Here is a 24,585-nt window from a genome sequence, read left to right as displayed (position 1 = left end):
ACTTAAGCTCTAGCCGGGGTCAGAACAACACCCGGGGGTTCATGATCCTGTGGGGATCCAGGGCCGCGCGCACGGCGCGCTGGGCGGCGACCTCCGTCGTGGACTTGTAGCGCAGGGCCTCTTCGACCTTCATCACGCCCAGGCCGTGCTCGGCGCTGATGGAGCCGTCATAGCGGGCGACGATGTCGTGGACCGCCAGCGCCCCGGCTCCGCGCAGTTGGTCGTGCTCGGCGTCGGTCCCGTCCACGGGACGCAGAACGTTGTAGTGGACATTGCCGTCGCCCACGTGGCCGAACGCCACCACCCGCGCGCGCGGCGCCACCTGTTGAACCGCCGCGTCGGCCTCGGCCATGAAGGCGGCGATCTGGGAGACGGGGACTGAGACGTCGTGCTTCCAGCACGCCCCTTCCGGGTTCTGGGCGGCGGACTGGCCTTCGCGCAGGTTCCAGAAGGCGCCCGCCTGGGCCTCGTTCTGGGCCAGGGCCGCGTCGGCGATCAGGCCGTCGTCCAGGGCGCGCGCCAGCAGGCGCTCCAGCGCCGCCTCCGCCGCGCCAGGCTCGCCGCTGGCCGCCTCGATCAGCACGTACCAGGGATGCGCCTGCGCCAGCGGCTCGCGCACGGCGGGCAGGTGTTTGACCGCCAGGGCCACGCCGGTGCGGCCCATCAGTTCGAACGCTTCCAGCGCCCCGCCCGTCTCGTCCTTGGCGCGGGCCAGCAGGGCGATGGCGTCGGCCGGGCTGGCGAGGCCGATCACGGCCACGGCCCGCGACGGCAGGATGGGGAACAGCTTCAGGCTGGCGGCGGTGATGACGCCCAAGGTCCCCTCCGCCCCGATCAGCAGGTGCTTCAGGTCATAGCCGGTGTTGTCCTTGCGCAGGCGCTTCAGCCCGTTCCAGACCTCGCCGTTGGGCAGCACCGTCTCGACGCCCAGAACCAGGTCGCGCATGGTCCCGTAGCGCAGGACCTGCACCCCGCCGGCGTTGGTGCTGATCAGGCCGCCGATGGTGGCCGTGCCCTCGGAGGCGAGGCTGAGCGGAAAGCGCCGCCCGACCTTGGCCGCCGCTGCATGCGCCTCGGCCAGGGTCAGCCCCGCCTCGACGATCAGGGCGTCGTCGAAGGCGTCAGCGTCGCGCACGGCCCGCAGGCGCTCGGTGGACAGCAGGATCTCGCCCTGGGGAATCTGGCCGCCGACCAGGCCGGTGTTGCCGCCCTGGGGCGTGATCGCCACGCCGGCCTCGGCGCAGATGCGCACGACGGCCGAGGCCTTCTCCGTCGTGTCGGGAAGGGCCAGCAGCGGCGTGGTCCCGGACCAGCGGCGGCGCCATTCAGTCAGCTTGGGCGCCAAGCGGTCGGGGTCCTGGCTCCAGCCGCCCTCGCCCAAGGCCGCCTTCAGGCGGTCGATGACTTCAGCGGACGCGGTCATCCGACGAACCCGGCGGCGCGGCGCAGGCGGTCATTGATCGCCTCGCCCAGGCCCTCGTCCGGGATCGGCGCGACGGCGATGGCCGAGGGCCTGGTCCGGTCAGCGGCGCGCAGGAAGGCGAACAGATTGGCCGCCGCCTCCGCTAGATCGCCCGATGAGCTGAGATTGAACACCCGCTCGCACGCCGCATGGGGACCGAAGGCGAGATAGGCCTCGCCCTCCTCCGCCGCTTCGGCGTTGATCCGGACGGGCGCGTCGGGGGCGTAGTGGACGGCCAGACGCCCTGGCGATCGCTTGGCGTCGTCAGCCGCTTCCGCCAGCGGGCCGATCAGCGCCTCGATCTGGGAACGGGTCACCGCGCCCGGGCGCAGCAGTCGCGGCGCACCGTCCAGCACGGAGACCACGGTGGATTCCAGCCCGACCTGACAGGGCCCGCCGTCCAGCGCGGCGGCGGCCGAAGCCCCCGTCTCGCTGACCGCGTCCTCATAGGTCGTCGGGCTGGGCCGGCCGGAGCGGTTGGCGCTGGGCGCGACCACCGGGCCGCCGAAGGCCGCCAGAAGCGCGCGGGCCTGCGGATGGCCGGGCACGCGGATCGCCACCGTCTCCAGCCCGGCGCGGGCCAAGTCGCTAACCGCCGCCGCGTCGCGCACCGGCAGGACCAGGGTCATGGGTCCCGGCCAGAAGGCCTGGGCCAGCTTGCGGGCGCGGTTGTCGAAGACGGCGATCGTCTCCGCCGTCGCCAGGTCGGCGACATGGGCGATCAGGGGGTTGAAGCGCGGACGGCCCTTGGCCTCGAAGATGGCGGCCACGGCCATGGGATTCGCCGCGTCGGCGGCGAGCCCGTAGACCGTCTCGGTGGGCAGGATGACGAGCCCGCCCGCGCGCAGGGCGGCTACCGCTTGGTCGCGGTCAGATCGACCCTGATGCTCACCTTGGCCGGAATCTCGTCCGTCGCCGTCCATTCGCCCTGTCCAACTCCGAAAGCCGTACGGTCGAGGCTGGTTACACCGCGCATGCGTGCCGTGTCGCCGTCGATCTTCAGGCTGAAGGGCAGGCTGACCGACCGTTTCACGCCGCGCAGGTCCAGTGTCCCGTCGGCGACAAAGCGTCCCTCGGCCGTCTTGCGGAACTTCGTGGCGGTGAATGTGGCTGTCGGATGCGAGCCGGTGTCGAAGAAATCCGAGCCCACCAGGGACTCGTCACGCTGACCGTCGCCGGTTGCGACCGAGGCCAGGTCGATCTTCACGCTCACCTTCGAGGCGTCCAGCGCGTTGGGCGAGAACAGGATGTCGGCGGTCCAGCGAGAGAAGCGGCCTTCCACCGCCTCGCCGCCCCAGCTGGTGGAGAAGCCGAGGGTCGAGGCCTTGCTCACCGTCCAGGCGACTGGCGGCAGGGGCGCGGGCGCTTCCGCGGCCGAAGCCGCCTCGACGGGCGCGGCTGTCTCGGCGGATTGCGAAACGGCGGGCGACGCGGGGGCCTCGGGCTCGGCCAGTTCGGCGACCTCTTTTTGGACGGCGGGGGTCGCCGCCGGCTTGACCTTGGGCGACCAGGCATAGGCGCCGCCGACCACGGCCAGCAGCCCGATGGCCGCCAGCCAGGCCCGGGGCTCCTTCCAGCCCGGCCGGGCGCCCGGCGCCATGTGGCCGAAGGTTTCGTCGCGGTCGAGGATCTGGTGCTTGGCCACCGCGCCAAGATGCAGCAGCAGCAGGACGTAGGTCAGTTTGACCAGCACGCCGTGGCCGGTGTCCCCGACCGTCCGCCACAGCGCCTTCGTCTCCGCCGGCAACTCCGGCAGGAGGGGCAGGTGCGGCCACGGGATCGTCCCGTAGAGCACGGTCGGGATGTTCAGCCGGCTGGCCGAGACCATGATCCAGCCGGTCAGCGGCAGGCCGATCATGATGACGTAGAAGCCCCAATGCACGGCGTTGGAGGCGATGGTCTGCCAGCGGGGCTGATCGGCCGCGTGGGGCGGCGGCCTGTGCGTCAACCGCCAGACCAGGCGCGCCAGGCTGAGCAGCAGGATCGTGATGCCGATCGACTTGTGCAGCTGGATCATGGCGAAGGCCGACGGCCCCTTGGGCGCGTCGCCGGCCCGCCAGCCCAGGATGATCTGGAAGATGATCGCCGCGGCGATCAGCCAGTGCAGGACGACGGCGACGGTCGTGTAGCGGTTGCGGCTCTCGGCCATGCCGGTCTCCTGAAAAGAACTCCGCCCCGGCGCGGGCGCGCGGGGCGGAAGCTTAGGCTGGGATTATTGCTTGGTGAACTCGACGTCGATCATCAGCTTCACCTCGTCGCCCAGAGCCGGGGCGTACTTGGTGGAGCCGAATTCACCGCGCTTGATCACCGTCGAGGCCGCGAAGCCCGAGCGGATGGCGCCGAACATGTCCTTGCCGGCGTTGTTGAAGGTGACGTCCAGGTTCACCGGCTTGGTGACGCCCGCCAGGGTCAGATCGCCGGCGACGACGCCCTTGTTCCCGCCGCTGCGGGTGATCGCCTTGGAGACGAAGGTGGCGGTCGGATGCTTGTCGGCGCCCAGGAACTCGGCCGGGAAGGCTGCGTCCGCCTTGTCGTAGCCGGTGCTGAGCGAGTTGACGTCGACCGTGACCTTGATCACCGAGGCTTCCGGCTTGGCCGGATCATAGGTGTAGCTGGCGTCGAACTTCTCGAAGCGGAAGGTGTAGCCGCTGAAACCGAAGTGATCGATCTGGGCGGTGATGCTCGCGTGGGTCTTGTCCAGGGCGTAGGTCCCGGCCGGCATCTCGGCCGGATTGTTGGAGGCCGCGAAGGCCATGGGAGACGCGGCCAGGGCGAAGGCGAAAGCGGCGTAGGCGAGAGAGCGGCGCATGGATAACTCCGATATCTGCATCAGTTGCGATTGCAGTTCTGCGGAGACCTAGTTCCCAAGCTCCGCAATGGAAGAGCCGCCAAATTCACGAACGCGTGATGGACGTTTCCGAGGCTGAGCTTTAAAACGCCCGTATGACTTACATCGCCCCCGTATCGGACCTCATCGCCTCCCTCCGCGCCGCCGGCTTCGAACAGCTGGCCGCCCTCTTCCCGGAGGTGGATGAAGAGACCGCCGCGGCGATCCTGGAGGCTGCTGGAGCCTTCGCGGGCGAGGTGATCGCGCCCCTGAACCGGCCGGGCGACCTGGCCGGCGCCACCTACGCCAACGGCAAGGTCACGGCCGCGCCTGGCTATGCCGACGCCTATCGGCGATTCGCCGCCGACGGCTGGAACAGCCTGTCGGCTGATCCGGAGTTTGGCGGGCAGGGCCTGCCCAAGGCGCTGGAGATCGCGGTCTTCGAGATGATCCAGGCCGCCAGCCTGGCCTTCGGCCTGTGCCCGATGCTGACCCAAGGCGCCATCGAGGCGCTGCACGCCCACGGCACCGAGCGGCAGCAGCAGCTCTATCTGCCAAAGCTGATCAGCGGTGAATGGACCGGCACCATGAACCTGACCGAGCCGCAGGCCGGTTCGGACCTGGCCCAGGTCGCCACCCGCGCCGAGCCGGACGGGCAGGGCGGCTGGCTGCTGCACGGCCAGAAGATCTTCATCACCTGGGGCGACCACGACGCCACCGACAACATCGTCCACCTGGTCCTGGCCCGCACGCCCAACGCGCCCGAAGGCGTGAAGGGCATCAGCCTGTTCCTGGCCCCCAAGGTGCTGGTCGCCGACGACGGCGCCCTTGGCGGCCTGAACGACGTGCGCGCCGGCGGCATCGAGCACAAGCTGGGCATCCACGCCTCGCCCACCTGCGTGATGCTGTTCGAGGGGGCCAAGGCCGAGCTGGTCGGCGAGGAAGGCCAGGGCCTGGCCCACATGTTCACGATGATGAACGCCGCCCGCCTTCAGGTCGGGACCCAGGGCGTCGCCATCGCCGAGCGCGCCTATCAGCAGGCGCTCGCCTTCTCGCAGGAGCGCCGCCAGGGCCGCAGCGCCTGGACCGGCGAGCAGAAGGCGCCGATCTTCGACCACCCGGATGTCCGCCGCACCCTGATGCTGATCAAGGCCAAGACGGTCGCCGCGCGCGGCGTCTGCCTGTCCACCGCCGTGGCCGCCGATCTGTCGCGCCTGGCCGACACCCCGGAAGCCCGCGACAAGGCCAAGCGCCGCGAGGAACTGCTGACCCCCATCGCCAAGGGCTGGTCCACCGACATCGGCGTGTGGGCGGCCTCCGAAGGCCTGCAGATCCACGGCGGCATGGGCTTCATCGAGGAGACCGGCGCAGCCCAGCACTATCGCGACGCCCGCATCCTGCCGATCTACGAAGGCACCAACGGCATCCAGGCCATGGACCTTGCCGGCCGCAAGCTGTCCATGGCGGGCGGCCTGGCGCTGGAGGAGCTGCTGGCCGAGATCGAGGCGACCGCCGCTTCCGCCGAGGGGCCGATCGGTCCGCGCCTGACCGCCGCCGTGGCCGCGGCCAGGGAGGCCGGCGTCTGGCTGGCGGCGCGCAAGGGCACGCCCGACGCCCTAGCGGGCGCGACGGCGTTCCTGCAGCTGATGGGGGAGACGACCGGCGGCTGGATGCTGGCCAAGGGCGCGGATGCTCCGCTCGCACGGCTCTACGCCGATCAGGTTCTGGCCGGCACGCCCGGCCTGGTCGCGGCGGTCACGCAAGGCGCCGCGCTGCTGGAGGCGTGGACGGGCTGAGGGCCCATCCACGCACCCCGTAGTTCTTAGAGCTGGCCGAGCATGTAGTCGGCGGAGGAGACGCGGAATTCACCGCCCTCTTCCACGTTCAGCTGCTGCACCACGCCGTCCTTGACGATCATGGAATAGCGCTGCGAACGCGGGCCCATGCCGAACTTCGAGCCGTCGAAGTCCAGGCCGATAGTGCGGGTGAAGTCGCCGTTGCCGTCGGCCAGCATCACGATGTCCTCACCGACCTCCTGGTCCTTGGCCCAGGCCTTCATCACGAAGACGTCGTTGACCGAGACGCAGGCGATGGCGTCGACGCCCTTGGCCTTCAGGTCGGCGGCCTTCTCCTTGAAGCCCGGCAGGTGCTTGGCCGAGCAGGTCGGGGTGAAGGCGCCGGGCACGGCGAACAGGGCGACGGTCTTGCCCTTGAACAGCTCATCGCCGGTGATCGGCTTGGGGCCCTCGGGCGAGGTGGTCATGAAGGTGGCGGCGGGCAGGCTGTCGCCGACTTTGATGGTCATGGCCGATCTCCGGTCTGGATAGGTTGGAAGCTGAGCACATAGAGACGCTTCATCACGACGCAAGTTGCATCTGATCGTCCGGGCTTGAAACCGCCGCTTTCAGTTCCGATCCTCTGACCATGGCTGAAAGCGAATTTCTCACCGGTCGACTGCTGGTCGCGATGCCCGGCATCGACGATCCGCGCTTCGAGCGGGCCGTGGTCTTCGTCTGCTCGCACGATGCGGACGCCGCCATGGGCCTGGCCGTGAACCGCCCGGTGGACGGCCTGATGGTCAGCGATCTGCTGGAAAAGCTGGGCGTGCCGCAAGCGGAGGACGGCCCCGCCGACCTCGTGCTGATGGGCGGGCCGGTCCAGCGCGAGCGGGGCTTTGTCCTGCATACCGCCGACTATGAAGCCGAAGGCGCCAGCGTGGCGATCACCGAGGGCCTGAGCCTGACCACGACGCGCACGGTGCTGGAGGCCATGACCGACTATCGCACCAAGCCGCGCCGCGCGATCCTGGCCCTCGGCTACGCCGGCTGGGACGGCGGCCAGCTGGAACAGGAGCTGCGCGAGAACGTGTGGCTGATCTGTGATCCGGATGAACAGCTGCTGTTCGGCTCCGACCATGAGCACAAGTGGTCACAGGCCCTGGCGAAACTCGGGATCAGCGCCGACCAGCTTTCCGGTCAGGCGGGGCGGGCCTAACCCCAGGCCCGCAGCGGAGCCACGCCGTCCAGATAGGCCTCGTTGAGGTAGACCTCGGCCTCGGTCGGCGCCAGGGCGGGCGCATAGCCGAAGCCCTGACCGTAGTTGCAGCCCAGCTCCAGAAGGCGGGCGGCCATGGCGGCGTTCTCCACCCCCTCGCCCACCACTTCCAGATTGAGGTCGCGGCCGAGCTGGACGATGGAGCGGACGATCTTGGCCGAGCCTTCGTTGCCGGCCATGGTCCGCACGAAATAGCGGTCGATCTTCAGCGTGTCGGCCGGCAGCTGCGACAGGTAGGACAGCGACGAGAACCCGGTGCCGAAGTCGTCCAGCGCCAGGCCCACGCCGGTGTCGCGCAGGGCCTTCAGGACCGAGGCGGCGCGCTTGGGATCGCGCATGACTTCGCTCTCGGTGATCTCCAGCTTCAAGGCCTGCGGCGGCAGGTCGTTTTCCTTGATGATCGAGGCGACCTCGGCGATCAGGCTGGCGCGGTCGATCTCGCCGGTCGAAAGATTGACGCTGACGGTCATGCCCTCGACCTGCTTGTGCGTCCGGCGCCAGGCGGCCAGCTGGGCGGCGGCGGCGCGCATCATGTGCGCGCCCAGCTCGCTCATCAGGCCCATTTCCTCGACCAGCGGCAGGAAGTCGTCCGGCGGCAGGAAGCCGCGGCGCGGATGCCGCCAGCGGGCCAGTGCCTCGAAACCAGCCAGGGCCCCGTCCGACAGGCGGACGACCGGCTGGAAGAAGGGGATGATCTCGCCACGGCCCAGGGCGCCGCGCAGGTCGGCCTCCAGCGCCAGCTGGGAAAGGCCGTCGCTTTCCATGGCGCGGCCATAGGCGGCGGCGCCGCCGCGGCCGCCGACGCGAGCCGCCTCGACCGCCAGTTCGGCGCGGCGCAGCAGTTCAGTGGCTTCGGGCGCGTGCTCGCCGCCCTCGGCCGAGACGGCGCCCAGGGACAGGGTCGGGAAGATGTCGAAGCCGACGACGCGCAGGGGCTGTTCGACCGCCTGGCGCAGCATCTCGGCCGGTTCACGGCCGCTGACGGCCTCGATCAGCACGGCGAACTCGTCCTCGCCGATGCGGCCGATGACGGCCTCGGCCGGGAAGGCGGCGGCCATGCGCGAGCCAAGAGCCGCCAGCACCAGATCGGCGCGCTCGTGGCCCAGGGCCTCGTTCAGGCGGCGCAGGCGGTCGAGGTCGGCGACCACCAGTTCGTACTCGCCCGCGCTCTGCAGACGCTCGCGGGCGCGGGCGATGAAGCTTGTCCGGTCCAGAAGGCCGGTGAGGCTGTCGTGCTGCGAGGCGGCGTACTTCGTTTCCGGCGCGACGACGCCGGCGGCGCGGACGCCCTCTTCCAGCCAGACGCCGCGCCACAGGCAGCTTTCGGCCCCGCGCATGCGCACGCGGGCGACGACTTCGGAACCGGGCGGCTGGGTGCGCAGCATGCGCTCCACCTGGGCGCGGTCCTGGGGAATGGCGAGGGCCAGAATGGCGGCGGAGGCGCACTCGGGCGCCAGCGGGCCAAGGCCAAGGGCGCGGGCGGGTCCGTTGACGCGAAGACGGTCGGCTTCGGGCTCCCACACCCACAGCGCCACATCAGCAGCGCCCAGGGCCTCCAGCATGGCCGGGGCCTCCCAGCCCCGCTTCAGGTTTTGCTTCAGCGCCATGCACAGCCCCGCCGAAGACCCATTCTAGGCCCCGGCACTGTCCGGGCTTTCCAACGCACGCACGCGCGAGACCAGTCCGAACAACCTATGGTCTCGCCATTCGCCGTTAATTTTCAGATAAGCGCGGGCGTAACCCTCTTCCGAAAACCCGGCCTTGAGCAATAAGCGGCGGGAAGGCTCGTTGTCGGGCAGGCATTGCGCCTCCAGCCGCGACAGGCGGAACGGCCCGAACGCGAAGGCGCTGACCGCGTTGACCGCCGCCAGGCCGTACCCCCGCCGAGCGAAGGGCTCGCCGATCCAGTAGCCGAGAGAGGCGGTCTCAGCGACGCCCCGGCGGATGTTGTGCATGCGGATCAGGCCGACCAGCCGGTTCTCACGCGTCTCGCGGATCGCCAGGGCCACGCCCAGGCCTTCGGTCAGTTCGCGGTCATAGGCCTCGATGCGCCGGCTGAAGGCGGCGCGGGTCAGGTCGTCCTGCGGCCAGGTCGGCTCCCAGGGCTGCAGGAAGGCGCGGGACGCTTCGCGCACCTTCGCCCATTCGGCATGGTCGGCCATGCGAGGGCTGCGCAGGGTCACGCTCTCGCCCTGCAGGACGATCTCATTCCTCGGTGAAAGCCAGTCGAGCATGCCCATGCGCGCGACCCTAGCTTGCTTCGATCAGGCGAACAGCCCGGCCTCGAAGGCGCGGCCCGCCTTCATGGCGCCCTTGGCCCCCAGCACCGCCGTGGCGCACTTGCCGGAGCCCAGCAGACGCGCGCCGACCCGGGCGATGTCGCCGGCCTCGACCGCGTCGATGGCCGCGCCGATCTCGGCCGCGCTCAGGGTCTTGCCGAACAGCAGGGTCTGGCCTGCCGCCTGCTCGGCGCGGGACAGGGGCTGCTCGCGACCCATGAACATCGACGCCTTCAGCTGGGCCTTGGCGCGCGACAGTTCGATCGGCTCGATCCGCTGCGACAGGGCGGCGATCTGCTCGGCCGTCACCTTGGCCGCCTCGGACGCGTCCTTGGCCGCGCAGCCGGCATAGACGCCCAGGACGCCGACGTCCGAATAGGTGTCGGCATAGGCGTCGATGGCGTAGGCGAGGCCCCGGTTCTCGCGGACTTCCTGGAACAGGCGCGAGGACATGCCGCCCCCCAGCGCCTCGGCGAACAGGCGCAGCACGAAATAGTCCGGATCACGCGCGCCGAATGCCGGCAGCAGCATCACCAGATGCGCCTGCTCAAGGCGCTTGGGATTCTCGACATGGCCGCCCTGGAAGGCCGGGGTCGGCGTGATCGGCGCGCCGGCCGTGTTGGACATGGCGCCGAACTCACGCTCGGCCAGGGCCAGCAGCTCGTCCTCGCCCGCCGCGCCGGCGGCGCTGACCACCAGAGCGTCGGCGGCGTAGAGGGCCGCGCGCCATTCGCTAACGGCGGCGGGGGTGGCCGGGGCCAGTGAGGCGTCCGTGCCCAGGATCGGCCGGCCAAGGCCGGTGTCGCCCCAGGCCGCGCCCTGCACCAGGTCGAAGACCAGATCGTCAGGAGTGTCCGCCGCCTCGGCGATCTCCTGGCCGATGACCTGCTTTTCCTTTTCCAGGTCCTCGCCATCGAGGGTCGGGCGCAGCAGCAGGTCGGCCACGACCGCCATGCCCAGATCCATGCCGCCCTTCAGGGCGCGGACCTGGAAGCTGGTGCGCTCATAGCCGGTGGCGGCGTTGAGGTTGCCGCCCTCGTTCTCGATGACCTCGACGATGTCGCGGGCCGAGCGCGCGCCCGCGCCCTTGAACACCATGTGCTCCAGCAGGTGCGACCAGCCCGAGCGGGCCTTGTCCTCGAACCGCGCGCCCCGGCCGGCCACGACCGACAGGGCGACCGTCTCCAGGCCCGGCATGGGGTCGCAGACGACCCGCACGCCGTTGGCGAGGGTGTGAACCTTGGGCGTCGTCACTCGGCTCTCGCGAAGGCGCGCACGCGGGCCTTCACCGCCTCGGCGTCGGCGTCCACGCTGTCGAAGCGTTCCGGACGCTGGAACAGGTCACCGGCGCCGCGCGGGGCCGGAGCGTCGACGCCGCAGGCGGCCAGGACGGCTTCGGGGAACTTGGCCGGATGGGCGGTGGACAGCACCACCAGCGGCGCGTCGACGCCGCCGGCCGTCAGGGCGGCCTGGGCGGCGGTGACGGCCACCGCCGTGTGCGGGTCGATCATCTCGCCGGTCTCGTTGAGGGTGGCGACCATGGTGCGGGCGGTCTCCGCCTCGCTCACGGCGCGGCCGCGGAACAGCTCGCGGATCGCGGCCAGGGCCGACGGCGGGATGTCCAGGGCGCCCGCCTCGGCGAAGGTGCGGAAGGCGCGGCCGGTCTCGACGCCGTCACGGCCGACGGCTTCGAAATACAGGCGCTCGAAGTTCGACGAGACCTGGATGTCCATGGCCGGCGACGAGGTCTCGGCCACGTCACCGCGCACATAGCGGCCGTCCTCGATGGCGCGGGCGACAATGTCGTTGGCGTTGGTCGCCGCCGTCAGGCTGCGGATCGGCAGGCCCAGCTTGCTGGCCACATAGCCCGCATAGGCGTCGCCGAAGTTGCCGGTCGGGATGGCGAAGGCCACTTCACGCAGCGGCGCGCCCAGGGCGACGGCGGCGGTGAAGTAATAGACGCTTTGCGCCGCGACCCGGGCCCAGTTGATGGAGTTGACCGCCGACAGGTCCACGGCCTGCGCGAACTGGCCGTCGGCGAACATGCCCTTGAGGATCGCCTGGCAGTCGTCGAAGGTGCCGCCGACCGACAGGCACTGGACGTTGGCGTCCTCGACCGTGGTCATGAAGCGCCGCTGGACCTCGCTGATCCGGCCGTCCGGGAACATGGCGACGATCTTCACATTGGTCCGGCCGCGGAAGGCCTCGACCGCCGCGCCGCCGGTGTCGCCCGACGTGGCGCAGACGATGGTGAGATTGCGGTTCCGGGTCGACAGAATGTGGTCGTACAGCCGCCCCAGCAGCTGCATGGCCACGTCCTTGAACGCCAGGGTCGGGCCGTGGAACAGCTCCAGCAGGAACAGGCCGGGGGCCAGCTGCTTTAGCGGTGTCGTCGCCGGGTGGGCGAAGCTGGCATAGGCCTCCTGGCAGATGGCGGCCAGGTCCTCGCGGGCGATCTCGTCGCCGGCGAAGCGGGCCAGCACCTCGGTGGCGACCTCGTGATACGGCTTGCCGGCGAAGGCGGCGATCTCGTCAGCGGTGAAGCTGGGCCAGCTTTCCGGGACGTACAGGCCGCCGTCGGGCGCGAGGCCGGACAGGACCGCATCCAGGAAACCGATCGCGGGGGCTTCTCCCCGGGTGGAGATGTACTTCATCAGTCTTTTCGCCTGCGCCAGAGCATGGCGGCATAGACGCAGGCCAGGGTCGCGGCAAGGCCGAACCAGGTCAGCGCATATTCCAGATGCCGGTTGGAAATTTCCGCCGGAAGCGGCGCCGGCTCCAGCGCGGCCCAGTCCGGATTGGTGGGGGTCTCGGCCATCAGGAACAGCGGCGCGGCGTTCGCGGCGCCCAGGCCGGCGCCGACGGCGGCGGCGTCACGGGCGAAGTACTGGCGCTTGTCCGGCTGGTCCGGCGGGGTGACGAAGCTGCGCGCGTCCCCGGCCCGCAGCACGCCAGTGACGGAGACGGGCGTACGATCCGTCGCGTCGACCGGCGGGCGGGCCGAGACCGTGTCGGCGACAAAGCCGCGATCAACCAGGACCACGCCCTGCGGCGTCGGGCAGGCGGAGATGATCCGCTCCCCCGCCTTGCCGTCACGGATGGCGTAGAGCTCGACGAACGGCGCCTTGGCCAGGCCGGGACAGGTCAGGCTGACGCGGGTGAACTCGCTCGACCCCGGCGTCCAGGGCGTCGCCGCCGCGCCTTGCAGGGCGGCGATGCGGGTCAAAAGATCGTTCTTCCAGCTCAGGCGTTGCACCTGCCAGGCGCCGAGGCAGCACAGGATCACCAGGCTGATCGCGGTGGCGATGGTCAGGCCGATGGGAAAGCGGCGGGCGGTTCCGGATGACATGGGCTCAGACGTCGCGGCGTCCGGCCTCGGACGCCTTGTTGGCCACCTGGGCGGCGACCATCAGCCCCTTCATGGGGCGCAGCAGGCCGACCGACACGAAGGTGATCAGCGGAAGCCAGAGAATGAGGTGCAGCCAGATCGGCGGGTGGAAGGTGAACTCCACGAACAAAGCCGCGAAGCAGACCAGGAAGCCGGCGATGAGGATGATGAAGACCGCGGGCCCGTCGCCGCTGTCGGCCTTGGAGAGATCATAGCCACAGGCCTCGCAGGCCGGGCTGATGCGAAGGAAGCCCTCGAAGAGCATTCCCTCGCCGCAGTTCGGACAGCGGCCGGCGAGCCCCGACAAGTAGGGGTTCGCCGGCCCTGCCATTTAGCCGAAGACGACGTAGACGAATGCGAACAGGAACAGCCACACCACGTCGACGAAGTGCCAGTACCAGGCGGCGGCTTCGAAGCCGAAGTGACGTTCCGGCGTGAAGGCGCCGCGCATCAGTCGGATCAGGCAGACGATCAGGAAGAGCGTACCGATGATCACGTGAGCGCCGTGGAAACCCGTCGCCAGGAAGAAGGTCGAACCGTACAGGCCCGAGTTCGCCGCGGCTTCCGAATAGAACAGGTGCTCGTGGTTGATGTGGTAGTACTCGTAGAACTGGATGCCGCTGAACAGCAGGCCCAGGGCCACGGTCAGGATCAGGGCCAGCTTGGCGCCTTCGCGGTCGTTCTTGATGATCGCGTGGTGAGCCCAGGTCACGGTCGTGCCCGACAGCAGCAGTGTCAGGGTGTTGACCAGCGGCAGACGCCAGGCCGAGACGGTCTCGACGCCGGCCGGCGGCCACTGGGCCCAGGCCGTCTTCACTTCCTCGTAGGCGGACAGGGTCCGGTGCTCATGGAAGAGCACCATCTCGAAAAACATCCAGAACCACGCCACGAAGAACATCACTTCCGAGGCGATAAACAGGATCATGCCGTAGCGCAGGCCGATCGAGACGACCGGCGTATGGTCGCCGGCGTTGGCTTCCTTGATGACGTCGCCCCACCAGCCGACCACGGAATAGATCAGACCGAGCAGGCCCAGAGCGGCCACCCACCAGGTGCCCTTCTCGAGACCGAAGAGACCGCCCTTCATCCAGATGACGGTTCCCATGGTGAGCAGGACCAGCGCAACCGAGCTGACCAGCGGCCACGGGCTGGGCGGAAGAATGTGATAGTCGTGTTTTACGGCGCCAGATGCCATGTTCGCCTAAACCCTTTTGTCCCCCGGCCGGGCGAGCCCAGCCTTGAAAATCGTTCGTGCTATAACGCCCGTCGTCAGCTTCCGCCAGTGGCCGAAGCGCCGCTTTCCGCAACCTTCGTCGATGGGAAGAACGTGTAGGAGAGTGTGATCTCCTCCTTGCCCTTCGTCTCGAAGTCATCGGCGTAGCGGGGGTCTACGAAATAGACCACCGGGAACTCGACCGTCTGGCCGGGCTGGATGGTCTGATCATTGAAGCAGAAGCACTCCAGCTTCTGGAAATACGGACCGGCCAGCTCCGGCACGACGTTGTACGAAGCGCGGCCGGTCATCGGCTTGTCGCCGTTGTTGGTGACCTTGAAAAAGGCCAGTCCCGTCGCGCCGATGTTGATCTGCTGGCTCACCTGCTCGGTGCTGAAATCCCACGGCAGGGAGCGCACATTGGCGTCGAAGCGGACGGTGATCTTCTGGTCCAGAATCTTGGTCGGCGCGGCCGAGGCCTTGCTCACCGTGCCGCCGAAGCCGGTCACCTGGCAGAACATCTTGTAAAGCGGGACGGCCGCATAGGCAGCGCCCACCATGCCGAAGAACACCGTCGCGCAGATCAGCGCGACCCGGCGGTTCATCTTCTGCTGCGGCGTGGCCTCAGAGCGGTCGGTCGGCAATATTGCCTCCCAGCCTGACGAGGGTCACCACGAACACCAGGACCACGAAGGCCACGAGGCCAAGAGCCAGGGCGACGTTGCGTCCGCGGCGCGCCTTGTCGGCGGCGGCCCGGTCCGGAGTTTTCTGCGGCTCGGTCATGACAGCTTGATTACCCAGTGCATGGGAGAAAGGCCAGCCGCCGCCTCGACCAACAGGGCCGCGAACAGCAGGAAGAGATACAGGATCGAAAAGGCGAACATGTTGCGCGCGTCCTTGGAGCCGGCGCGCACCGCATAGAGCAGGTCGCCGTTCTCGCCCGTGCGGTCGTCCGCCTCGTCGCCGGCGCGGCTGGCGAACAGCCGCCCGGCCAGGATCAGGAACACCAGCCCGCCGATCACCGAGACCGACAGATAGAGCATGCCGCCGAGGCCCGTGAAGGCCGGGGCCACGCAGACCGGGATCAGGACCAGGCTGTAGATCAAGATCTGCAGACGGGTGCTCTTGGCCCCCTTCACCACCGGCAGCATCGGCACGCCGGCCTTGGCGTAGTCCTGCTTGGTGTAGAGCGCCAGAGCCCAGAAGTGCGGCGGGGTCCACAGGAAGATGATCAGCACCATCAGCCAGGCGTTCAGCGGCGCCTCGCCCGTGGCGGCGGCCCAGCCGATGGCCGGCGGCAGCGCCCCCGCCAGTCCGCCGATGACGATGTTCTGCACGGTCCAGCGCTTCAGCCACATGGTGTAGACCACGGCGTAGAACAGGATGGTGAAGGCCAGCAGGCCGGCGGCCAGCCAGTTCAGCGCCATGCCCATCAGCATGACCGACAGCAGGCTCAGCACTACGCCCAGGGACGCGGCTTCGGCCCCCGCCACCTTGCCGGCCGGCACGGGGCGGGCGCGGGTGCGGCGCATCTTGGCGTCGATGTCGGCGTCGAACCACATGTTGAGGGCGCCGGACGCGCCGGCTCCCACGGCGATGCACAGCACCGCCACGGCCATCAGCACGGGGTGCAGGTGGCTGCGCGCCGCGACCACGCCGGTCAGGGCGGTGAACACGACCAGGCTCATCACCCGCGGCTTCATCAGCTGCAGGTAGTCCCGCCAGCTGGCGGGCGTGACCTCGGCGGTCTCTATGGCGGCGGGCTTGCTCATCATGCGTCTTATAGGCCGAAGGGCGCGGCCGGACCTGCGTCCGATCCGCGCCCCCCGATTTTTACTCAGAACCTGGCGATCAGTGGTGGCTGTCGGCCTTGATCACCGGCGGTTCGTTGAACTGGTGGAACGGCGGCGGCGAGGACAGGGTCCACTCCAGCGTCGTGGCGCCTTCGCCCCACGGGTTGGCTTCGGCCTTGCGACGACGGATGGCTGCCTCCAGCAGGACCACCAGGAAGATGCCGACGGCGGCGATCGTGATCACGTAGCCGACCGACGAGACCCAGTTCCAGTAGGTGAAGGCTTCCGGATAGTCGACGTAACGACGCGGCATGCCTTGCAGACCCAGGAAGTGCTGCGGGAAGAAGACGAGGTTCACGCCGACGAACATGACCCAGAAGTGCAAGGCGCCGAGGAACTCGTTGTACTTCACGCCCCACATCTTCTCGAACCAGTAGTAGAAGCCTGCGAAGATAGCGAACACGGCGCCCAGCGACAGCACGTAGTGGAAGTGCGCCACCACGTAATAGGTGTCGTGCAGGCTGTAATCGATGCCCGCGTTGGACAGGACCACGCCGGTGACGCCGCCGACCGTGAACAGGAAGATGAAGCCGATCGCCCACAGCATGGGCGTCTTGAAGCTGATGGAGCCGCCCCACATGGTGGCGATCCAGGAGAAGATCTTCACGCCCGTCGGAACGGCGATGATCATCGTGGCGGCCACGAAGTAGGCGCGCAGGTTGATGCTCATGCCGACGGTGTACATGTGGTGAGCCCACACGATGAAGCCGACGAAGCCGATGGCCACCATGGCGTAGGCCATGGCGAGGTAACCGAAGACCGGCTTGCGGCTGAAGGTCGACACGATGTGGCTGATGATCCCGAACCCGGGCAGGATCAGGATGTACACTTCCGGGTGACCGAAGAACCAGAACAGGTGCTGGAACATGACCGGGTCGCCGCCCGCGGTCGGGTCGAAGAAGTGGGTGCCGAAGTTACGGTCCGTCAGCAGCATGGTGATGGCGCCGCCCAGAACCGGCAGCGACAGCAGCAGCAGGAAGGCGGTGATCAGCACCGACCAGGCGAACAGCGGCATGCGGTGCAGGGTCATGCCCGGCGCGCGCATGTTGAAGATGGTGGTGATGAAGTTGATCGCGCCCAGGATCGAGCTGATGCCCGCCAGGTGGAGCGAGAAGATCGCCAGATCCATGGCCGGGCCGGTGTGGCCGGTCGTGGACAGCGGCGGATAGATCGTCCAGCCGCCGCCGAAGCCGTGGCCAGGACCGCCGTCGACGAACATCGAGGTGCAGAGCAGCACCCACGCGGCGACCAGCAGCCAGAACGAGATGTTGTTCATCCGCGGGAAGGCCATATCCGGCGCACCGATCATGATCGGAATGAACCAGTTGCCGAACCCGCCGATCATCGCCGGCATGACCATGAAGAAGATCATGATCAGGGCGTGGGCGGTGACGACGGCGTTATAGCCGTGCTTGCCCTTGAAGACGCCCAGCTGGGCCAGCATCCCGTTGTCCGAGAACACCTGGATGCCCGGCTCGGCCAGTTCCCAGCGGATCAGGCCCGAAAGGGCGCCGCCGACGAGGCCCGCCATGATGGCGAACAGGATGTAGAGGGTGCCGATGTCCTTGTGGTTCGTGGAGAAGAACCAGCGGGCGATGAAGCCCGGCTTGTGATCGGCGTCGTGATCGTGTGCGTGGTCTGCGGCGTGAGCCATCGGACTCTATCCTACGAGCTTAGGCCGCCGGCGCGGCGGGAGCCGCGGCCGGAGCGGGAGTGGTTTCGGCGGCCGGCGTCGCAGCGTCTGCGGCGGCCGGAGCGGCGACGGCGGGAGCAGCCGCCGGAGCCGGAGGCGCCTTTTGGGCGACCCAGGCGTCGAATTCGGCTTGGCTGACGACCTTGATCTCGATCGGCATGAAGGCGTGGTCGACGCCGCACAGCTCCGAGCATTGGCCGTAGAAGGTGCCGGTCTTCTCAGCCTTGAACCAGGTTTCGTTCAGGCGGCCCGGGATGGCGTCGGTCTTCAGACCAAAGGCCGGCAGGGCGAAGGCGTGGATCACGTCGGCGGCGGTCACCTGGACGCGCACGACCTGATTGACCGGAACCACCATCGGCTCGGTCGCCGCCAGGCGGAACGGAACGCCGCGCGCCTTGGCTTCGGCTTCCGGCAGCATGGTCGAGGTGATTTCGCCGATCTCCTGATCGGGATACTCGTAGCCCCAGTACCACTGATAGCCGACGGCCTTCACGGTCATGTAGGGCTTCGGCATGTTGTGGTAGTCGAACAGCAGCCGGAACGAGAAGATCGCGATGAACATCAGGATCAGGACCGGAACGACGGTCCAGACGATCTCGATGGCCGTGTTGTGGCTGAACTTGGCCGGCACCGGATTGGCGCGCTTGTTGTAGCGCACCACGATCCAGATCAGCAGGCCCAGCACGAACAGGGTGATGATCGTGATGATCGGCAGCAGGATCGCGTCGTGGAAGAAGTGCGCATGGTGCTTCAGCGGCGAAGCCGCCGGCTGCAGCGCGATGCCTTTCGGGGTCGGCTGCCCCATCAGTTGTTCGGCCAGCGCCTGAGCGCCGAACGTCGCCGTTGCTGCGAACGCGGCCAGACCCGCCATCATCCGCCGCATACCCAAAAGTTGCGCCTTCATGTCCCTCACGGCCCGTTTCGCCGCCCGAAGCGCCCGTTTTCGGGTCACTCCGCGGTCGGCAACTCATCTTCAGGCGTCGATAAGGTGCGCGTCATGAACGCGTGGCCCCCTTGTCGCCTTGGCGGGTGCATACGCGTATCGTCCAGCCTTGCCAAGGCGTCAGGCGCCGCAAAGTCCCTACAAGCGTCATGGAGTCGCTCTGCGACGGCGAAACATGGCTTCGTCGCACGGCGTTACTTCTGGCTGAGATCAATTTCGCCCGCGAAGGCTGGCGGCGCATTGCGCTGGATCAACCTCGCGCCCGCCCTTTCCTGAGGCGCCTGTAAGAAAGCCTCGCCTTGCGCCCTTGCTGCATGAGGCGTAACGGGATCGCTCCCCGAACTGGGGGTATTTTGTCGAAGGAGATCGCCATGGGTTACCGGGTCGCCGTCGTCGGCGCCACGGGCAATGTGGGCCGCGAAATGTTGAACATCCTCGAGGAAGTGAACTTCCCCGTGGACAAGCTGCATGCGCTGGCCTCGCGAAAATCCATTGGCGTCGAAGTCGGCTGGAAAGACGGCGTGGTCGCCTGCGAGGACGTCGAGCAGTTCGACTTCACCAAGGTCGACCTGGTGCTGATGAGCGCCGGCGGCTCCGTATCCAAGGCCTGGGGCGAGAAGATCGGCGCCGCCGGTCCGATCGTGATCGACAACTCCAGCCACTTCCGCATGGACCCGAAGGTTCCGCTGGTGGTGCCGGAAGTGAACCCCGACGCGGCCGCCGACACGCCCAAGAACATCATCGCCAACCCCAACTGCTCGACCGCGCAGCTGGTGGTGGCCCTGAAGCCCCTGCACGACCGCGCCAAGATCAAGCGCGTCGTGGTGTCGACCTACCAGTCGGTTTCCGGCGCGGGCAAGGAAGGCATGGACGAGCTTTGGGAGCAGACCAAGCAGGTCTTCGTCCTGGGCGCGTCCGAGCCTAAGAAGTTCACCAAGCAGATCGCCTTCAACGTCATCCCGCACATCGACGTCTTCATGGACGACGGGCAGACCAAGGAAGAGTGGAAAATGGCCGTCGAGACCCAGAAGATTCTGGATCCGGCCATTCAGCTGACCGCGACCTGCGTGCGCGTGCCGGTGTTCGTCGGCCACTCCGAGGCCGTGAACATCGAGTTCGAAAGCCCGCTGGACGAGGACGAGGCCCGCGACATCCTGCGTGAAGCCGACGGCGTCATCGTCGTCGATAAGCGCGAGGACGGCGGCTACATCACGCCGAAGGAAAGCCAGGGCGAATTCCCGGTCTACATCTCGCGTATCCGCAACGACCCGACGCAGCCGAACACCATCAATCTGTGGTGCGTGTCCGACAACCTGCGCAAGGGCGCCGCCCTGAACGCCATCCAGATCGCACAGCTTCTGCACGAGCGCGGCTGGCTGAAGCAGAAGGCGCTCGCCTAGGATCGATGTCACCCGGTCTTCGTGACCGACCTTCACAAGAAGCGGGTGGCGATCTGATCGCCGCCCGCTTTTTTCATGGCCTTTTCCTGGGGATCCGAATGGCCGCTGACCAGAACCAACGCTCCGCGATCACGGCGGGCGTCGTCTGCTACCTGCTGTGGGGCTTCCTGCCCCTTTACTTCCATGTGGTCAGCCTGTTCGGCGTCAGCTCTTTCGAGATGATCGCCCACCGCACCGTCTGGTCCGTGATCTGGGCCGGCGGCCTGGTCTTGCTGGCCCGTCAGGCCGGCGAGGTGAAGCGGGTCCTGGGCGACCTGAAGATCATGGCCTGGCTGGCGGCGTCGACGGCGGCGATCTTCATCAACTGGACGGTCTATGTCCTGGCGGTGAACGCCGGCCACGTGATCGAGGCCAGCCTCGGCTATTACATCAACCCGCTGATGAACATGGCGGCCGGCGCCCTGCTGTTCCGCGAACGAATGAGCGGCGCGGGCAAGATCGCCATCGCCCTGGCCGCCGTCGGCGTAGTGGTCCAGGCCGTGGCCATCGGCCACTTGCCGATCGTGTCTCTGGGCCTGGCCCTGTCCTTCTGCGCCTATGCGGTGATCCGCAAGCGGGTGGCGGTGGACGCCCAGACCGGCCTGTTCTTCGAGTGCGCCTATCTCGCCCTGCCCGGCCTGCTCTACGTTCTGTGGCTGCAGAAGACCGGTGTCGGCCATTTCACCAGCGGCGTGAACGTCGCCCTGCTGCTGATGGCGGCCGGTCCGGCCACGGTCGCGCCCCTGGCCCTGTTCGCCTGGGCGGCGCGGCGCATGCCGCTGTCGACCATGGGCTTCCTGCAGTTCCTGGCGCCGACCATCCAGTTCCTGATCGGCGTGGCGCTGGGCGAGGCGTTCACGCCCCTGCGCGCCCTGTCCTTCGGCTTCATCTGGGCCGGGGTGGCGGTGTTCGCCTATGGGGCCTGGAAGGCCGGACGCCGCGCGCGCCTGGCTCAGAGCGCGGCGTAGGCCGCCTCGATCAGGCGCACGGGGCGCGGGTCGCCGATCAGGTCCGCGCCCTGCTTGTTCATGACATAGGCGCCTGCCACGCCGCGCTGCGGGTCGGCCCACACGCAGGAGCCGCCCCAGCCGCTGTGGCCGAACGCGTCGTCGGTCGGGCCGTAGAAGAAGTTCGGCTCATTGCGCATGAAGCCCGCGCCCCAGCTGATCTCGAACGGCAGGACCAGGTCACGGCCGCGAATGCGCTGTCGGGTCGCCTCGGCTACGCCGCGCGGCGACAGGATGGCGCGGTCGCCCAGGGTCCCGTCTCCGGCCAGGGCGCTCATCAATTGCGCCAGCCCCTCGGCGGTGGCGTGCATGTTGGCCGAAGGGATCTCGATCCGCCGCCAGTCCGCCGCGCTCTTGCCGCTGGCGGTGGCCCAAGGGGTCAGGAAGGCGGCTTTCACCGCGTCGTTCAGCTCCCCGAACTTGGGCAGGGCGCTGGGGCGCTGCAGGTCGGCGACGCGATCATGCTCGGCGTCGGGCAGGCCCAACCAGAGGTCGAGGCCCAGGGGGCCGGCTATATCCTCGCGCAGGGCGGTCCCCATGCTGCGGCCATCCACCCGGCGGAAGATCTCGCCGGTCATGTAGCCGATGGTCGTGGGGTGATAGCCGCTGGCCGTCCCCGGCTCCCAGATCGGCGCCATGGCGGCCAGCTTGGCGGCGATAGCCGGCGGGTCGTACCAGAGGGTCGGGTCCATCTGCTCCGGGAAACCCGACAGGCCGGCCTGGTGCGACAGCAGCTGTTCGATGGTGACCGCGTCCTTGCCGGCTTGCGCGAACTCCGGCCAGACGCTGGCGACGGTCTGGTCGTAGGCTAGCCGCCCCTGCTCCACCAGCCGCGCGATCATCAGGCTGGCCACCGCCTTGGTGGACGAGAAGATCGGGCTGAGGGTGTCGGCTGTGAAAGCCTTCGACTTGGCTCGATCCATATGGCCGCCCCACAGGTCGACCACCGTCTCGCCGTCCACCACCAGGGTGAAGCGGGCGCCCAGCTCCCTGCCCTCGGCGAAGTTGGCTTCGAAGGCCTCGCGCACGGGCGAGAAGCGGTCGGCGCAATGGCCGTCGGCGGCGAATTCGGTCATCCGGCTCAAGTGCGGACTCGAGGCCCGCGAGGCAAGGGCCAAAAACGAAAACGGCGGGCGCCCTGGGGACGCCCGCCGCTGTCGATCTGTCGCTGAAGCCGCCGCTTAGTAGCGGTAGTGCTCCGGCTTGAACGGGCCTTCGACCGGCACGTTGATGTAGTCGGCCTGCTCCTTGGTCGGGGTCGTGAGCTTCACGCCCAGCTTCTCCAGGTGCAGCTTGGCGACCTTCTCATCCAGCACCTTCGGCAGGGTGTAGACGTCGTTCTTGTAGGCCGCGCGGTTGGTCCACAGTTCGATCTGGGCCAGGGTCTGGTTGGTGAACGAGGCCGACATCACGAAGGACGGGTGGCCCGTGGCGTTGCCCAGGTTCACCAGGCGGCCTTCCGACAGCACGATGATCTTGTTGCCGCCCGGGAATTCCACGTGGTGGACCTGCGGCTTGATCTCGTCCCACTTGAAGTTGCGCAGGCCGGCGATCTGAATTTCGCTGTCGAAGTGGCCGATGTTGCAGACGATGGCGTTGTTCTTCATCGCCCGCATGTGATCGACGGTGATGACGTCCTTGTTGCCGGTGGCGGTGACGTAGATGTCGGCCACGGGCAGGGCGTCCTCGATGGTCAAGACCTCATAACCTTCCATCGCCGCCTGCAGGGCGCAGATCGGATCGATCTCGGTGACGATCACGCGGGCGCCGCCGTTGCGCAGCGAAGCCGCCGAGCCCTTGCCCACGTCGCCATAGCCGCAGACCACGGCGACCTTGCCGGCCAGCATCACGTCGGTGCCGCGGCGGATGGCGTCCACCAGGCTTTCACGGCAGCCGTACAGGTTGTCGAACTTCGACTTGGTGACGCTGTCGTTGACGTTGATGGCCGGGAACGGCAGCTCGCCCTTGGCGGCCATCTGGTACAGGCGGTGGACGCCCGTGGTGGTCTCTTCCGACACGCCGGTGCAGGCGTCGCGGATGGCCGAATAGAAGCCAGGCTTTTCGGCCAGGTACTTCTTCATCACGGCGTAGAGGGCTTCTTCTTCTTCGTTCTGCGGGTTGTTCAGGACCGACGGGTCCTTCTCGGCCTTCGGGCCGAGCACGCACAGCAGGGTGGCGTCGCCGCCGTCGTCGAGGATCAGGTTCGGATAGCCGCCGTCATGCCATTCGAAGATCTTGTGGGCGTACTCCCAGTACTCCACCAGGGTCTCGCCCTTGGTCGCGAACACCGGGGTGCCGGTGGCCGCGATGGCGGCGGCGGCGTGGTCCTGGGTCGAGAAGATGTTGCACGAGGCCCAGCGGACTTCGGCGCCGAGGGCTTGCAGGGTCTCGATCAGCACGGCCGTCTGGATGGTCATGTGCAGGGAGCCGGCGATGCGGGCGCCCTTCAGCGGCTGAGCCTTGCCGTACTCGGCGCGGGTAGACATCAGGCCGGGCATTTCGGTCTCGGCGATGTCGATCTCCTTGCGGCCCCACGGGGCGAGGGAGATGTCACGGATGATGTAGTCGGCCACGGGAGGCTCCTTTGGCGTATCGGCTTTACCGGCGGGTATAGCCGTTCGGCTTCACCCTCGCAACGAACGCATAAGGATTTCTTTATGCGCTACGCAAGAAGCCGATAGCCCCGCTCGCCCTTGCCCAGCTGGGAGGGATGCATCTCAACCAGCCGACGCAGGCGGAGGGCGACCGTCTCCAAGGCGGCTTCGGAGCCCGACTTGAGCTCCAGCTCCAGTTCGATGAAAGGCTGACGCCGGTCGCCGGCCACGGCCTCGGCGTCGTCCATGGCGATCTCGACGGTTCCCTGGGGCAGCTCCACCAGGCCCATCACGCGCCGGTTCTCGATCCGGAACAACGGCAGGATCGGCTTGCCACGCAGGACGCCGGGGGCCGGCGTGTCCATCAGGAAGGCGTCATCGGGCGCATCGCCCGAGGCGGCTTCCCATTCGTCCCGCGCGAAGACCGAGCCCCCGCTTCCCGGTCCCTTGAGGGTCTGCTTGCTCCCGCCGTCGCCCGTGCGGACCCGCAAGGTGAGGCCCGCGCGCCGCAAGGCCTGGTCATGGGTGTCGAAGTAGGTGGAGGTCAGTTGCTTCTCGCTGAAATCGACATCCGGAAAGGCCGCCCTGACGATGTCGAACGCGATGCGGTCCACCTCGAACTTCAGCTCGATCTCCTGCTCGGGCATGCCCCACTCCGTCATCGCAATCCCTTGTGTAGCAAGGGCGCGGCCCGGTGTCGCACCCTTCGCCCACATCCGTTCAGAGTTCGGCTCTCCGCTTCCTGCAAACCACCGAAATGCAATCCGCCCCCGAAAGGGGCCGGGCTTCGAAATTCCTTCTATCCCAGAAGGGTTTCTCCTCGCCCGCGTCTC

Annotated in this window: 24 protein-coding genes; 4 read left to right on the top strand and 20 right to left on the bottom strand. The window is 68.1% G+C overall.

What is annotated here, in order from left to right; all coding sequences use genetic code 11:
• Positions 1-19 precede the first annotated feature (19 nt).
• From ABOZ73_RS12365 to ABOZ73_RS12350, 4 genes are all read right to left on the bottom strand, one after another.
• Positions 20-1,423, bottom strand: coding sequence for an FAD-binding oxidoreductase (locus ABOZ73_RS12365; RefSeq protein WP_369058445.1), 1,404 nt, complete (start codon positions 1,421-1,423; stop codon positions 20-22).
• Positions 1,420-2,385, bottom strand: a complete 966-nt coding sequence (locus ABOZ73_RS12360; protein ID WP_369058444.1) for an L-threonylcarbamoyladenylate synthase — start codon at positions 2,383-2,385, stop codon at positions 1,420-1,422. The genes ABOZ73_RS12365 and ABOZ73_RS12360 overlap by 4 nt, the downstream gene beginning before the upstream one ends.
• Positions 2,316-3,611 carry a YceI family protein gene (locus ABOZ73_RS12355; protein WP_369058443.1) on the bottom strand — a complete coding sequence of 432 codons (1,296 nt, stop codon included), beginning with the start codon at positions 3,609-3,611 and terminating at the stop codon, positions 2,316-2,318. Before ABOZ73_RS12355 ends, ABOZ73_RS12360 begins: the two co-directional genes overlap by 70 nt.
• A 63-nt stretch (positions 3,612-3,674) precedes the next feature.
• On the bottom strand, positions 3,675-4,271 hold the full coding sequence (locus ABOZ73_RS12350; protein WP_369058442.1) for a YceI family protein: 597 nt from the start codon (positions 4,269-4,271) through the stop codon (positions 3,675-3,677).
• Positions 4,272-4,405: 134 nt separating this feature from the next.
• Between ABOZ73_RS12350 and ABOZ73_RS12345 the strand changes: the two genes are divergently transcribed.
• Entirely contained in the window at positions 4,406-6,085 is a 1,680-nt protein-coding gene (locus ABOZ73_RS12345) for an acyl-CoA dehydrogenase (protein ID WP_369058441.1), read from the top strand.
• A gap of 26 nt (positions 6,086-6,111) precedes the next feature.
• Here ABOZ73_RS12345 and ABOZ73_RS12340 read toward each other — a convergent pair whose 3' ends face one another.
• Positions 6,112-6,594 (bottom strand): peroxiredoxin, encoded by a 483-nt coding sequence (locus tag ABOZ73_RS12340; RefSeq protein ID WP_369058440.1) that lies wholly within the window; start codon positions 6,592-6,594, stop codon positions 6,112-6,114.
• 119 nt (positions 6,595-6,713) lie between these two features.
• Between ABOZ73_RS12340 and ABOZ73_RS12335 the strand changes: the two genes are divergently transcribed.
• A complete protein-coding gene (locus ABOZ73_RS12335; protein WP_369058439.1) occupies positions 6,714-7,283 on the top strand; it encodes a YqgE/AlgH family protein in 570 nt (189 codons plus the stop codon).
• Here ABOZ73_RS12335 and ABOZ73_RS12330 read toward each other — a convergent pair.
• The 12 genes from ABOZ73_RS12330 to coxB form a co-directional block, all read right to left on the bottom strand.
• Positions 7,280-8,950, bottom strand: a complete 1,671-nt coding sequence (locus tag ABOZ73_RS12330; protein WP_369058438.1) for a putative bifunctional diguanylate cyclase/phosphodiesterase — start codon at positions 8,948-8,950, stop codon at positions 7,280-7,282. The genes ABOZ73_RS12335 and ABOZ73_RS12330 overlap by 4 nt on opposite strands.
• A gap of 24 nt (positions 8,951-8,974) precedes the next feature.
• Positions 8,975-9,583 carry a GNAT family N-acetyltransferase gene (locus ABOZ73_RS12325; protein ID WP_369058437.1) on the bottom strand — a complete coding sequence of 203 codons (609 nt, stop codon included), beginning with the start codon at positions 9,581-9,583 and terminating at the stop codon, positions 8,975-8,977.
• A 24-nt stretch (positions 9,584-9,607) separates the two neighbouring features.
• Positions 9,608-10,819, bottom strand: coding sequence for a M16 family metallopeptidase (locus ABOZ73_RS12320; protein ID WP_369062537.1), 1,212 nt, complete (start codon positions 10,817-10,819; stop codon positions 9,608-9,610).
• Between the two features lie 53 nt (positions 10,820-10,872).
• A complete protein-coding gene (gene thrC, locus ABOZ73_RS12315; protein WP_369058436.1) occupies positions 10,873-12,276 on the bottom strand; it encodes a threonine synthase in 1,404 nt (467 codons plus the stop codon).
• Positions 12,276-12,971, bottom strand: a complete 696-nt coding sequence (locus ABOZ73_RS12310; protein ID WP_369058435.1) for an SURF1 family protein — start codon at positions 12,969-12,971, stop codon at positions 12,276-12,278. The genes thrC and ABOZ73_RS12310 overlap by 1 nt, the downstream gene beginning before the upstream one ends.
• A 4-nt stretch (positions 12,972-12,975) precedes the next feature.
• Positions 12,976-13,275: a DUF983 domain-containing protein gene (locus tag ABOZ73_RS12305; protein WP_369058434.1), complete on the bottom strand. Its 300-nt coding sequence runs from the start codon at positions 13,273-13,275 to the stop codon at positions 12,976-12,978.
• A 66-nt stretch (positions 13,276-13,341) separates the two neighbouring features.
• Entirely contained in the window at positions 13,342-14,205 is an 864-nt protein-coding gene (locus ABOZ73_RS12300) for a cytochrome c oxidase subunit 3 (RefSeq protein WP_369058433.1), read from the bottom strand.
• Between the two features lie 74 nt (positions 14,206-14,279).
• On the bottom strand, positions 14,280-14,828 hold the full coding sequence (locus ABOZ73_RS12295; RefSeq protein ID WP_369062536.1) for a cytochrome c oxidase assembly protein: 549 nt from the start codon (positions 14,826-14,828) through the stop codon (positions 14,280-14,282).
• Between the two features lie 19 nt (positions 14,829-14,847).
• Positions 14,848-15,006: a hypothetical protein gene (locus ABOZ73_RS12290; protein ID WP_369058432.1), complete on the bottom strand. Its 159-nt coding sequence runs from the start codon at positions 15,004-15,006 to the stop codon at positions 14,848-14,850.
• On the bottom strand, positions 15,003-15,995 hold the full coding sequence (gene cyoE / locus ABOZ73_RS12285) for a heme o synthase (protein WP_369058431.1): 993 nt from the start codon (positions 15,993-15,995) through the stop codon (positions 15,003-15,005). Before cyoE ends, ABOZ73_RS12290 begins: the two co-directional genes overlap by 4 nt.
• Positions 15,996-16,074: 79 nt before the next feature.
• Positions 16,075-17,730 (bottom strand): cytochrome c oxidase subunit I, encoded by a 1,656-nt coding sequence (gene ctaD / locus ABOZ73_RS12280; protein ID WP_369058430.1) that lies wholly within the window; start codon positions 17,728-17,730, stop codon positions 16,075-16,077.
• Between the two features lie 19 nt (positions 17,731-17,749).
• Positions 17,750-18,673 carry a cytochrome c oxidase subunit II gene (gene coxB / locus ABOZ73_RS12275; RefSeq protein WP_369058429.1) on the bottom strand — a complete coding sequence of 308 codons (924 nt, stop codon included), beginning with the start codon at positions 18,671-18,673 and terminating at the stop codon, positions 17,750-17,752.
• 410 nt (positions 18,674-19,083) lie between these two features.
• On the opposite strand from coxB, the gene ABOZ73_RS12270 reads away from it, so the two are divergent.
• Both ABOZ73_RS12270 and rarD read left to right on the top strand, forming a co-directional pair.
• Positions 19,084-20,112, top strand: coding sequence for an aspartate-semialdehyde dehydrogenase (locus ABOZ73_RS12270; RefSeq protein WP_369058428.1), 1,029 nt, complete (start codon positions 19,084-19,086; stop codon positions 20,110-20,112).
• 98 nt (positions 20,113-20,210) lie between these two features.
• Positions 20,211-21,119 (top strand): EamA family transporter RarD, encoded by a 909-nt coding sequence (gene rarD, locus ABOZ73_RS12265; protein WP_369058427.1) that lies wholly within the window; start codon positions 20,211-20,213, stop codon positions 21,117-21,119.
• Here the strand turns inward: rarD and ABOZ73_RS12260 are convergent.
• From ABOZ73_RS12260 to ABOZ73_RS12250, 3 genes are all read right to left on the bottom strand, one after another.
• A complete protein-coding gene (locus tag ABOZ73_RS12260) occupies positions 21,104-22,234 on the bottom strand; it encodes a serine hydrolase domain-containing protein (protein WP_369062535.1) in 1,131 nt (376 codons plus the stop codon). The genes rarD and ABOZ73_RS12260 overlap by 16 nt on opposite strands.
• Before the next feature lie 105 nt (positions 22,235-22,339).
• Positions 22,340-23,731 carry an adenosylhomocysteinase gene (gene ahcY / locus ABOZ73_RS12255; protein ID WP_369058426.1) on the bottom strand — a complete coding sequence of 464 codons (1,392 nt, stop codon included), beginning with the start codon at positions 23,729-23,731 and terminating at the stop codon, positions 22,340-22,342.
• An 89-nt stretch (positions 23,732-23,820) separates the two neighbouring features.
• Positions 23,821-24,414, bottom strand: coding sequence for a CYTH domain-containing protein (locus tag ABOZ73_RS12250; protein WP_369058425.1), 594 nt, complete (start codon positions 24,412-24,414; stop codon positions 23,821-23,823).
• Positions 24,415-24,585: the final 171 nt, after the last annotated feature.

The sequence above is a fragment of the Caulobacter sp. 73W genome (assembly GCF_041021955.1).
In the GTDB taxonomy this organism is placed as follows: Bacteria; Pseudomonadota; Alphaproteobacteria; order Caulobacterales; family Caulobacteraceae; genus Caulobacter.
This window is presented reverse-complemented; position numbering and strand designations above follow the sequence as displayed.

Excerpts from the sequence above, each read along its gene's own strand:
- ABOZ73_RS12365 (WP_369058445.1), bottom strand. The coding sequence starts at position 1,423 with ATGACCGCGTCCGCTGAAGTCATCGACCGCCTGAAGGCGGCCTTGGGC.
- ABOZ73_RS12360 (WP_369058444.1), bottom strand. The coding sequence starts at position 2,385 with ATGGACGGCGACGGACGAGATTCCGGCCAAGGTGAGCATCAGGGTCGA.
- ABOZ73_RS12355 (WP_369058443.1), bottom strand. The coding sequence starts at position 3,611 with ATGGCCGAGAGCCGCAACCGCTACACGACCGTCGCCGTCGTCCTGCAC.
- ABOZ73_RS12350 (WP_369058442.1), bottom strand. The coding sequence starts at position 4,271 with ATGCGCCGCTCTCTCGCCTACGCCGCTTTCGCCTTCGCCCTGGCCGCG.
- ABOZ73_RS12345 (WP_369058441.1), top strand. The coding sequence starts at position 4,406 with ATGACTTACATCGCCCCCGTATCGGACCTCATCGCCTCCCTCCGCGCC.
- ABOZ73_RS12340 (WP_369058440.1), bottom strand. The coding sequence starts at position 6,594 with ATGACCATCAAAGTCGGCGACAGCCTGCCCGCCGCCACCTTCATGACC.
- ABOZ73_RS12335 (WP_369058439.1), top strand. The coding sequence starts at position 6,714 with ATGGCTGAAAGCGAATTTCTCACCGGTCGACTGCTGGTCGCGATGCCC.
- ABOZ73_RS12330 (WP_369058438.1), bottom strand. The coding sequence starts at position 8,950 with ATGGCGCTGAAGCAAAACCTGAAGCGGGGCTGGGAGGCCCCGGCCATG.
- ABOZ73_RS12325 (WP_369058437.1), bottom strand. The coding sequence starts at position 9,583 with ATGGGCATGCTCGACTGGCTTTCACCGAGGAATGAGATCGTCCTGCAG.
- ABOZ73_RS12320 (WP_369062537.1), bottom strand. The coding sequence starts at position 10,819 with ATGCCGGGCCTGGAGACGGTCGCCCTGTCGGTCGTGGCCGGCCGGGGC.
- thrC (WP_369058436.1), bottom strand. The coding sequence starts at position 12,276 with ATGAAGTACATCTCCACCCGGGGAGAAGCCCCCGCGATCGGTTTCCTG.
- ABOZ73_RS12310 (WP_369058435.1), bottom strand. The coding sequence starts at position 12,971 with ATGTCATCCGGAACCGCCCGCCGCTTTCCCATCGGCCTGACCATCGCC.
- ABOZ73_RS12305 (WP_369058434.1), bottom strand. The coding sequence starts at position 13,275 with ATGCTCTTCGAGGGCTTCCTTCGCATCAGCCCGGCCTGCGAGGCCTGT.
- ABOZ73_RS12300 (WP_369058433.1), bottom strand. The coding sequence starts at position 14,205 with ATGGCATCTGGCGCCGTAAAACACGACTATCACATTCTTCCGCCCAGC.
- ABOZ73_RS12295 (WP_369062536.1), bottom strand. The coding sequence starts at position 14,828 with ATGAACCGCCGGGTCGCGCTGATCTGCGCGACGGTGTTCTTCGGCATG.
- ABOZ73_RS12290 (WP_369058432.1), bottom strand. The coding sequence starts at position 15,006 with ATGACCGAGCCGCAGAAAACTCCGGACCGGGCCGCCGCCGACAAGGCG.
- cyoE (WP_369058431.1), bottom strand. The coding sequence starts at position 15,995 with ATGAGCAAGCCCGCCGCCATAGAGACCGCCGAGGTCACGCCCGCCAGC.
- ctaD (WP_369058430.1), bottom strand. The coding sequence starts at position 17,730 with ATGGCTCACGCCGCAGACCACGCACACGATCACGACGCCGATCACAAG.
- coxB (WP_369058429.1), bottom strand. The coding sequence starts at position 18,673 with ATGAAGGCGCAACTTTTGGGTATGCGGCGGATGATGGCGGGTCTGGCC.
- ABOZ73_RS12270 (WP_369058428.1), top strand. The coding sequence starts at position 19,084 with ATGGGTTACCGGGTCGCCGTCGTCGGCGCCACGGGCAATGTGGGCCGC.
- rarD (WP_369058427.1), top strand. The coding sequence starts at position 20,211 with ATGGCCGCTGACCAGAACCAACGCTCCGCGATCACGGCGGGCGTCGTC.
- ABOZ73_RS12260 (WP_369062535.1), bottom strand. The coding sequence starts at position 22,234 with ATGACCGAATTCGCCGCCGACGGCCATTGCGCCGACCGCTTCTCGCCC.
- ABOZ73_RS12250 (WP_369058425.1), bottom strand. The coding sequence starts at position 24,414 with ATGACGGAGTGGGGCATGCCCGAGCAGGAGATCGAGCTGAAGTTCGAG.